At 63.5% G+C, this 9,653-nt stretch carries 10 protein-coding genes; all 10 read left to right on the forward strand.

The genetic code is table 11. From position 1 onward, the window contains the following. Positions 1-2: 2 nt before the first annotated feature. Entirely contained in the window at positions 3-890 is an 888-nt protein-coding gene (locus B4383_RS23815) for an SAM-dependent methyltransferase (protein ID WP_078294091.1), read from the forward strand. 9 nt (positions 891-899) lie between these two features. Next, positions 900-1,826, forward strand: coding sequence for a class I SAM-dependent methyltransferase (locus B4383_RS23820; protein WP_078294093.1), 927 nt, complete (start codon positions 900-902; stop codon positions 1,824-1,826). Positions 1,827-1,836: 10 nt separating this feature from the next. After that, a complete protein-coding gene (locus B4383_RS23825; protein ID WP_078294096.1) occupies positions 1,837-2,763 on the forward strand; it encodes a class I SAM-dependent methyltransferase in 927 nt (308 codons plus the stop codon). A gap of 77 nt (positions 2,764-2,840) precedes the next feature. Further along, complete coding sequence (locus B4383_RS23830; protein WP_078294099.1) at positions 2,841-3,137, forward strand: hypothetical protein; 297 nt, start codon at positions 2,841-2,843, stop codon at positions 3,135-3,137. A 12-nt stretch (positions 3,138-3,149) separates the two neighbouring features. Then, positions 3,150-4,745, forward strand: a complete 1,596-nt coding sequence (locus B4383_RS23835) for a hypothetical protein (RefSeq protein WP_286143910.1) — start codon at positions 3,150-3,152, stop codon at positions 4,743-4,745. Further along, complete coding sequence (locus B4383_RS23840) at positions 4,742-5,434, forward strand: hypothetical protein (RefSeq protein WP_139361021.1); 693 nt, start codon at positions 4,742-4,744, stop codon at positions 5,432-5,434. The genes B4383_RS23835 and B4383_RS23840 overlap by 4 nt, the downstream gene beginning before the upstream one ends. Before the next feature lie 41 nt (positions 5,435-5,475). Continuing rightward, entirely contained in the window at positions 5,476-6,501 is a 1,026-nt protein-coding gene (locus B4383_RS23845) for a glutathione S-transferase C-terminal domain-containing protein (protein WP_078294105.1), read from the forward strand. Positions 6,502-6,600: 99 nt separating this feature from the next. Further along, complete coding sequence (locus B4383_RS23850; protein ID WP_078294107.1) at positions 6,601-7,695, forward strand: Re/Si-specific NAD(P)(+) transhydrogenase subunit alpha; 1,095 nt, start codon at positions 6,601-6,603, stop codon at positions 7,693-7,695. Between the two features lie 3 nt (positions 7,696-7,698). After that, complete coding sequence (locus B4383_RS23855; RefSeq protein WP_078294109.1) at positions 7,699-8,022, forward strand: NAD(P) transhydrogenase subunit alpha; 324 nt, start codon at positions 7,699-7,701, stop codon at positions 8,020-8,022. Then, positions 8,019-9,452 (forward strand): NAD(P)(+) transhydrogenase (Re/Si-specific) subunit beta, encoded by a 1,434-nt coding sequence (locus B4383_RS23860; RefSeq protein ID WP_078294113.1) that lies wholly within the window; start codon positions 8,019-8,021, stop codon positions 9,450-9,452. The genes B4383_RS23855 and B4383_RS23860 overlap by 4 nt, the downstream gene beginning before the upstream one ends. Positions 9,453-9,653 lie beyond the last annotated feature (201 nt).

The raw sequence follows: 9,653 nt of genomic DNA on the forward strand, positions 1-9,653 counted from the left end.
CCATGGCGCGCACCGAGGGAGACACCTGGGACATCGTGACGAGTGTCGGCTACACCGCTCTCGCGGTCGCGGCCGCGAGAGCACTCGATGCCAAGCTGGATCCGCCACTGGCACATGACGAGTACGCCGAGAAATTCGTTGCCGCCGCCGGCGAGCCGCATCTCGCGGAGGCAGTGGGTGCCGGTGATATCAGTGGCTTCGCCGGGGCCAACGCTGGATGGGTCGGTGTGCGGACTCGGTTCTTTGACAACTTCTTCGCCGACGCGGCGGGTGCGGGCGTGCGCCAAGTGGCCATTCTGGCTGCCGGATTAGACGCGCGCGCATACCGATTGCCCTGGCCCGCGGGGACGACGGTTTTCGAGGTGGATCAGCCGCGGGTACTTGAATTCAAAGATCAGGTGCTCTCCGGGGTCGATGCGGGTCCTGCCGCCGGCCGGGTGCCGGTGGCGGTCGATCTGCGCGATGATTGGCCGAAGGCATTGGTAGGAGCGAGATTCAACGCCGCGCAACCCACCGCGTGGGCTCTGGAAGGGCTGCTGCCCTATCTGCCCGGTGTGGCGCAGGACGCACTCTTTGAGAGGTTGCATGCGCTGTCGGCTCCGGGGAGCCGGCTCGCGGCGGAGCTGGGCCCGGGGCCGGGAGAGATCGCGCAGTTCGAGCAGGACATGCCGTCGGGTGCTGATTCTCCGGGCCACCCGCGGGTCTCCGAACTCTGGTATGACGATCCTCGGCGCGACACCAAGCTGTGGCTTTCCGAAAGAGATTGGGCAGTCACGGAAATCGATCTCGTCGATGCGGCCGTCGGATACGGGCGGCCGTTCGGCGAGCAACCACGCTCGTTCGAAACATTGCTGCGCACCAAGTTTTTCACCGCTACCCGGACAAGCTGAAAGGGCACCATGACTGACGTCGAGGACAAGAATTCGATCCGCAGCGACGGCGACTCGTGGGACATCGTATCGAGCGTGGGGTACACCGCGCTGGGTGTCAGCGCGCAGCGTGCCGTGGAGAGTGAGCGGCCGGACGCACTGATCGTGGACCCCTTCGCCAAACATTTCGTGCTCGCGGCGGGCGAACCCCATTTGATCGATACGATCACCAAACGTGATGCACCACAAGCGTCTCCGTTTGAGTATTTGCGGGGCATGGGCATGCGCAGCCGATTTTTCGATGAGTTCTTTCTGGACGCCGCGGCTTCTGGTATCCGGCAGGCGGTGATTCTTGCCGCGGGCCTGGACGCCCGGGCGCACCGGTTGCCGTGGCCCGCAGGGGTCACCGTGTACGAGCTGGATCAGCCGCAGGTGCTGGCCTTCAAGGACCGGGTGTATGCCGAGCAGGGCGCCGCACCCACAAGTGATCGGCGGACCGTGGCGGTGGATCTGCGGGATGACTGGCCGGCGGCACTCACGGCGGCCGGATTCGATTCCAGCCAGCCGACCGCGTGGTCGGCTGAAGGTCTGCTGCCGTATCTGCCGGCGGCCGCGCAAGAGCTGTTGTTCGAGCGTGCGGCCGAACTGTCGGCACCCGGCAGCCGGGCCGCCATCGAGGGCCCGACGGGTGTGTTGGGAATGAGTCAATTCGCGAAGGTCGAACAGAAGTATCGATCCGAAAAGGACACCTTTGGAAAGATCGATATCACTGAGCTGTTTTACGACGAGGAGAAGACGCCGGCCATCGAGTGGTTCTCCGCACGCGGATGGAGTACCCAGGGGCTGGACATGTTTGCGTTGGCCGACCGATACGGCGTGCAGCATCCGGAAGTGCCCGAGGACATCAGAGAACTTGCCGGTGCGATGCACTACCTGACGTGCACCCTGCCGAGCTGAGAGGACTGTCATGACCAACATCGAGGACAAGGATTGGTCGCGTAGCGAGGGCGACTCCTGGGACATCGTGTCGAGCGTCGGCTTCACGGCGCTGGGTGTGGCGGCGGCGCGCGCACTTGAGAAGACGCGTGCTGACCCACTGGTGCGCGACGACTACGCCGAGCACTTCGTGCGCGCCGCGGGTGAGCCGCATTTGATTGGGCTCCTGGAGAATCCCGATGCGCAGACGCTGAATCCCACCTCCGCATTCCGGCAGATCGGTTTGCGCAGCAGGTTCTTCGACGAGTTCTTTGTGAGTGCAACGAATTCCGGTTGCAAGCAGGCGGTGATCCTGGCCGCCGGACTCGATGTTCGCGCGCACCGACTGCCGTGGCCGGCAGGCACCAAGGTCTTCGAGCTGGACCAGCCACAGGTGCTGGACTTCAAGGACCGGGTACTGGCCGAACGGGGGGCCACGCTGACCACTGATCGCCGTGAGGTCGCCGTTGATCTGCGGGATGACTGGCCGGCCGCCTTGCTCGCCGCGGGTTTCGACCCTGAGGTCCCCACGGCGTGGTCGGCCGAGGGACTGATCATCTATTTGCCCTCTGCCGCACAGGATCTGCTATTTGAGCGGGTTGTCGCGTTGTCGGCACCAGGCAGTCAGATTGCCGTGGAAGCCACCCGCGGTAGGCCCGATATCGCGAAGTGGGGTGAGGTCCAGAAGAAGTACGCGGACGATAGCCATCCCATGTCGAAGGTAGACATCAGTTCATTGTTCTACGACGAAGACCGCGCCGACGTCGCGGAGTGGTTGGCCGCACGCGGGTGGACGGTGCAGGGTGCGCATGCCCTGGAACTGGCCGCTGCCTACGGAGTCAAGGTCCCGGAGCTGCCTGCGGACGTCGTCGAACTGGTCGAGCAGGGCAACTACCTCACAGCCCTTTTGCCCAGCTAGGCGGGCTATCCCCAGGGCCTGGCTAGGTTCTGCGTTCCGGGCTAACATGCGGGAGGGGCATGTTCAGAGGGGGACGGATGAAGATCGATCCGGTAGCGACGGAGAAGTGTGCGGTGCAACTCGATGCGACCGATGCGCACGTCGAGTTCGCCAAGGGCAAGCTGCGCGCCACGGAGGGTAAGGACCTTGGCGACCTGAGCGATGCCATGAACGCTGCGCGGAACAGGGTGTCGGGTGCGCTGGGCACGGTGGCGGCTGTGCAGAAAGAGATTTCGCAGAACATCCGCACGTGCACCAAGGCCCTGGTCGAGATGGATCAGCGCAACGCGGGCAACCTCAGCGATGCCGGAATCACGTTCCCGGTGCTCAAGTAGGGCCGGTGCGCGATGACGCTGGGAGACACACAAAAGCAGCTTGAGCAGGTAATCGCCGACCTTCGACAGATCGGTGAGATCACCATCGGCACGGTCTGGCCAATCGCCAGAAAGGTTGTCAGTGCCGTCCGCAAGGTGATTGCGGTGGCCATCGAGCCACCTCCACCCGATCCGGCGACCGTGCGTGACGTCGCAGCGCGCTGGCGGGAGATGGCGCCCGCGATGGGGGAGTGGCATGCCAACGATGTTCGGCAGGCTCAGAACACCATCCCCGAAACGGTCTGGGGACGGACTCCGGGTGATCCCAACGGGGAGACAACCGGGGATAAGGCGCGCACGAGCATCGCGAACTTCACGACACGATCCACGACGATAGGTCCGGCGGCGACAGGGGTGGCGACCTCGCTGGAGACCTTCGGCGGATCGATGGAAAAGGCACGCGATCGCTGGCATAACGCGTTCACGTCGCTGAAGGACGATGTCGACTGGAACAACATTCCGAAGGCCCCGTGGGACGCCATTCCGTATGTCCGAAAGCTCGTGGGCGACGTCGTACACGGTGTCGAAGAGCTCGCCGGCGCGTATGGGGACGCCGACAAGGCGGTGAACACCGCCAAGGGTGAACTCGGAAAGGCAATGGGGGGCATCACCTTGCCCGACCACACGTCTGTCGCGGTGGGCGCGATCGGTTCGGTGAACAATTGGTCGGGCGTCAAGGATGATCCCGATGGTCATAAGGACGGAACCGGTTTGCGGCCGGGCGTCCAAGAACGTGCCGACGCCAACCTGGCGGCGATGAGTCCCGAGGATCGGGCCAAGGCGCAGGCGATGCTCGACAATGCGAAGGATGAGGCGCGGCGCAATTGGATTGTCTCGGCTCTCGCTAGGGGAGGTGATATCGATTCTTTGCAGCGCTTCGCCGATCGATTGAACCTCCCGCCCGCGCAGGGTGGCTTGACCGATAAGCAACTGCAGGAACTCGATCCAACCGAGTACGCGAGGAATCACCCGGGTGGCCTCAAGCAGCCGGACGGCACTACCTGCGGGTCGAGTTCTTTGGTGACGGCGAAGATGATCAATGACCCGATGTACGCCATGAAGGTACTGACCGGCTATGACCCACGCACGGGACAGGAGCTGCCGGGTGGCACGGACACCGATGCCGTGACAGCCCGGTTCGGGGAAGAAGCCAAGAAGATGCACGATCTGACGAACAACGCGGTGATTCCTGGATGGGGGACGAACTGGCCGGAGTCGATGGGAACTCCACCTTGGGGTGCTGCCGATGAGATGGGAGCGCCCAACGGGACAGGCGTGCCGGGGAGTAGTTACGACTGGACATTGCACCCCCCGGCCGGCGCTGCGGGTGACTATCGGTCGGTGACTGCGGCCGTGCAGGCAGGACAGGTGGTTCCGCTGTTTATCGGGACCGGGCCTTACCCAAGCCACGTCATCTTGGTCACCGGCATGGACGGCGATAATCTGCAGATCTACGACTCGGCGGCAGGCAAGGTCTCAACGATTCCCAAAGACAAATTCATCAACGGCAACTTTGACCTGACGTGGTCTGGTGGGTGGAACGTGTGGGGTTCGGTGACGCCCAAATGAGACGCGTGAAGTGTGTTTCGTTGATAGCGCTGATATTCGTGACGGCCGCTTCCTGTCCGCGTGATCCCGGGAAGTACGACGCGAACAGCACGGACAGTGCCCGGTCGGAGCGTCTGGCATCGGACTCGTGGTTGGCGCCGGCCGAGGTGGTTCACGGAGGCTTTCGGGGAAACGCGCTTGTCGATCGTGAAGAGGTATCGCGCAAGTATCGCAAGGGAGTCGTCAATGACTACCGCGAGAACGTGACTCGCGAGATACAGACAGCGTTAGCCGATGGTTGGGTGATTACGTACGCCCAATGCGGGCCCACTCATCCGCGTGCACTCCCCAATCCCGATATGGGGCGCCAATCTGAATCGATGGTGGCCTTTGTGGATCTCCAGAAATCCGCTGACGATCTTGATCACAGCGCATTCGCAGAACTCGCCGCGTATGCATACAAGCAACAGCGAGATGGTAGCGGCCCCAATGAAGTTGGCGTACGAATCGTGGCGTACCCGCCGTATCACTCGGACAAGGGGTGGCCCCGGCTGCCTGTCGTCAAATACGAGGACACGTGTATAGCCAGTCCGGATGCGCCGACTGCAGGAACTTGGAGCACGCCAGCTTTCCCGGATGGACTAGTAGCGGGTCTGTCTCGTAGCCAGCCGCTGAACGAGAAGGGCGAACCTGACAAAACAGCGCAGTGAGCCAGGCCGCGCCTCGGGGGCACAGTGACACACTGGAGTGTGTGAGCCAAACCCCGGAGAACACCAAGTACGTCGAGCCCGGTGAGTTCAAGCGGGACACCAACTACATCGACACGCGGATCACAGCGGACGGCCGCGACGGCTACCCGGTAGAACCGGGTCGATACAGACTTGTCGCGGCACGTGCCTGTCCCTGGGCCAACCGGACTCTGATCGTTCGCAGACTCCTCGGGCTGGAAAATGTCTTGTCACTTGGGCTTTGCGGCCCTACACATGACAAGCGCAGTTGGACCTTCGATCTTGACCCGGGTGGAGTAGACCCCGTCTTGGGCATCCACTTCCTGCGTGATGCCTACCTCAAGCGGTTCCCTGACTATCCGCGCGGCATCACCGTGCCCGCGGTGGTGGAGGAGTCCACGGGGGAGGTCGTCACCAACGACTACGCGCAGATGACGTTGGATTTCTCCACCGAATGGGTTGACTATCACCGCCCCGGCGCCCCGCAGCTGTATCCCGAGGACCTGCGCACCGAAATCAACGAGGTGAACCGTCGCGTGTACACCGAGGTCAATAACGGCGTGTACCGCTGCGGTTTCGCCGGAGGCCAGGAGGCGTACGACGCCGCCTATGATCGGCTGTTCACGGCGCTGGATTGGCTATCGGAAAGGCTTGCCGGGCAACGGTATCTGGTAGGCGACACCATCACCGAAGCCGATGTGCGACTGTTCACCACGTTGGTCCGGTTCGATCCGGTGTACCACGGGCACTTCAAGTGCAATCGCGAGAAGCTGACCGAGATGCCGGTGTTGTGGGCGTACGCGCGCGATCTGTATCAGACCCCGGGGTTTGGTGACACGGTCGACTTCGGACAGATCAAGGAGCACTACTACGTGGTCCACACCGATATCAACCCCACGCGCATCGTCCCGAAGGGGCCGGATTTGCGTGACTGGCTTACCTCGCATGGACGCGAGACACTGGGTGGTAGACCATTCGGAGATGGCACCCCGCCGGGGGCGCCTAGGGAGTCGGAACGCGTGCCAGATCGCGTTCATTGCCCTGGTTAACGACCTTTGCAGGATTTACAAAAACGGAAGACTTGTTAACAAGCATGCCTTTCCTTAGTATCCGTCGGCATGCTGCACCACAGGGTGAAGGGCGAGTAGATGACCGATCAACCAGTCACTATCGGAGTTGTCCGAGAGTCAGGTGAGGACGAGCGCCGTGTCGCGCTGGTACCGAAGGCGATCGCCGGCTTGATTGGCAAGGGTGTGAACGTCGTCATAGAAAGTGGCGCAGGAGAGCGCGCGTTGCTGCCCGACGAGCTGTACGCCGAAGCCGGTGCGACGGTGGGCGATGCTTGGTCCGCCGACATCGTGGTGAAGGTCGCGCCGCCCTCGGCTGCTGAGGTCGCCCGCCTCAACGAGGGGCAGACCCTCATCGGCTTCCTGGCGCCCCGCAATGCCGAGAACAGCATTGGCGCGCTGCAGAGTGCAGGCGTGCAAGCCTTTGCGGTGGAAGCGATTCCGCGCATCTCCCGCGCTCAATCGATGGATGCGCTGTCCTCGCAGGCCAACGTTTCGGGCTACAAGGCGGTGTTGGTGGCCGCGTCCGAGTCCACCCGGTTCTTCCCGATGCTCACCACCGCCGCCGGGACCGTCAAGCCCGCGCTGGTACTGGTGCTCGGTGTCGGCGTGGCCGGCCTACAGGCCCTGGCGACGGCCAAGCGGCTCGGTGCCCGTACCACGGGTTATGACGTGCGGCCCGAGGTCGCCGATCAGGTGCGCTCGGTGGGCGCGCAGTGGCTCGATCTGGGCATCGATGCGGCCGGCGAAGGCGGATACGCCCGTGAGCTCACCGAAGATGAGCGTGCACAGCAGCAGAAGGCGCTCGAAGACGCCATCAAGGGATTCGACATCGTCATCACCACGGCGCTCGTTCCCGGCCGTCCGGCGCCCCGCCTGGTGACCGCTGCCGCGGTCGAAGGCATGAAGCCCGGCTCGGTCGTCGTCGACCTCGCGGGCGAGACCGGCGGCAACTGCGAACTGACCGAGCCCGGCCAGACCGTCGTCAAGCACGACGTCACCATTGCTTCTCCGCTCAATCTTCCGGCGACGATGCCCGAGCATTCGAGTGAGCTGTACTCGAAGAACATCACCACCCTGCTGGACCTGCTCATCACAGACGGCGCACTCGCACCGGACTTCGACGACGAGATCGTCGCGTCCTCCTGCGTGACCCGTGCAAGAGAGGACGCATAGCTCATGTATGACCAGCTATTGGCCAACCTCGCGATCCTGGTTCTGGCCGGGTTCGTCGGGTTCGCAGTTATCTCCAAGGTGCCCAACACCTTGCACACCCCGTTGATGTCCGGCACCAACGCCATACACGGCATCGTGGTCCTCGGTGCGCTGATCGTGCTGGGCGACCTGCCTGCCGACGCGCACTGGGGCGTGCGGATCATCGCGTTCGTCGCGCTGATCTTCGGCACGCTGAACGTGATCGGCGGCTTCCTGGTGACCGACCGCATGCTCGGAATGTTCAAGGGCCGCAAGGCAGCCCCTAAGCCGGAGGCGGCTGACAAATGAACTACCTCGTCACCGTTCTTTACATTGTCGCGTTCGGGCTCTTCATCCTCGGCCTGTCGGGTCTGACCGGACCGAAGACCGCGGTCCGCGGCAACTGGATCGCGGCCACCGGCATGGCCATCGCAGTCGTCGCGACCCTGATCAAGGTTCGCGACACCGCTCCGATCAACTGGATACTCATCGCAGTCGGGTTGTTGGTCGGTGTCGCCCTCGGTGTACCGCCGGCCAAGAAGACCAAGATGACGGCGATGCCGCAGCTGGTCGCGCTGTTCAACGGCGTCGGTGGTGGCACCGTCGCCTTGATCGCGTGGGCGGAATTCATTGAGACCCACGGGTTCAAGACATTCCGCGCCGACCAGCACCCCACCGTCGCGCTGGTCATCGGCTCGCTGTTCGCCGCGATCATCGGTTCGGTGTCGTTCTGGGGCTCGCTGGTGGCGTTCCTCAAGCTGCAGGAGTCGATTCCGAAGAAGGTCGAGAAGCGACTTGTCTCCTCGGCCAAGATCTTCCAGGCCGCCAACATGGTGCTGCTGATCGCTGCTGTCGGCGCGGCGGTGTGGATCGGTCTGAACGCCGGAGTGGGCACTCCGGCGTGGGCGATCGTGCTGGTGTTGGTGCTGGCCGGTGTCATGGGCCTGTTCGTGGTGTTCCCGATCGGTGGCGCCGACATGCCCGTGGTTATCTCGCTGCTCAACGCACTGACGGGATTGTCTGCTGCGGCAGCCGGTTTGGCACTGAACAACACCGCGATGATCGTGGCGGGCATGATCGTGGGCGCCTCGGGTTCGATCCTGACCAACCTGATGGCCGTCGCGATGAACCGGTCCATCCCGGCGATCGTGTTCGGATCCTTCGGCGGCGACTCCGGCGCAGCGGCAGGCCCCGGCGGCGAGCAGGGCACGGTCAAGGCCACCAGCGCCGCCGATGCCGCGATCCAGATGGCGTACGCCAACCAGGTGATCGTGGTCCCCGGCTACGGTCTTGCCGTCGCGCAGGCCCAGCACGCGGTCAAGGAGATGGCCAGCCTGCTGGAAGCCAAGGGTGTCGAGGTCAAGTACGCCATCCACCCGGTGGCGGGCCGCATGCCCGGGCACATGAACGTCCTGCTTGCCGAGGCCGATGTCGAGTACGACGCCATGAAGGAAATGGACGATATCAACGGTGAATTCAGCCGCACCGATGTCGCCATCGTGATCGGCGCCAACGACGTCACCAACCCCGCGGCGCGCAATGACCCGTCGAGCCCCATCCACGGCATGCCGATTCTGAACGTGGATGAGGCCCGTTCGGTCATCGTGCTCAAGCGCTCGATGTCCTCCGGATACGCAGGTATCGAGAACCCGCTGTTCTTCGGTGACAAGACCTCGATGCTGTTCGGCGACGCCAAGAAGTCGGTCTCCGAGGTTACCGAGGAACTGAAGGCGCTGTAGCCCAACCTCTTTGCCATCGAGTGCGAGTCTGGCGCGGAAATCACGTATGAAATCCGCGCCGGGCTCGCACTCGGCGTATGAAGGTGGGTATGCGTCGGGTGTTGGCGGCTGTGGTCGGGATATGTGCCCTGTCGGCGCCCGCAGAGGCGGTGGCCGCCCCGCATGACTGCGCCGCGGTCGATCGGGCGCGCGACCAAATCC

Origin of the sequence: Mycobacterium sp. D16R24 (assembly GCF_002013385.1) — a bacterium.
Classification (GTDB): Bacteria; Actinomycetota; Actinomycetes; order Mycobacteriales; family Mycobacteriaceae; genus Mycobacterium.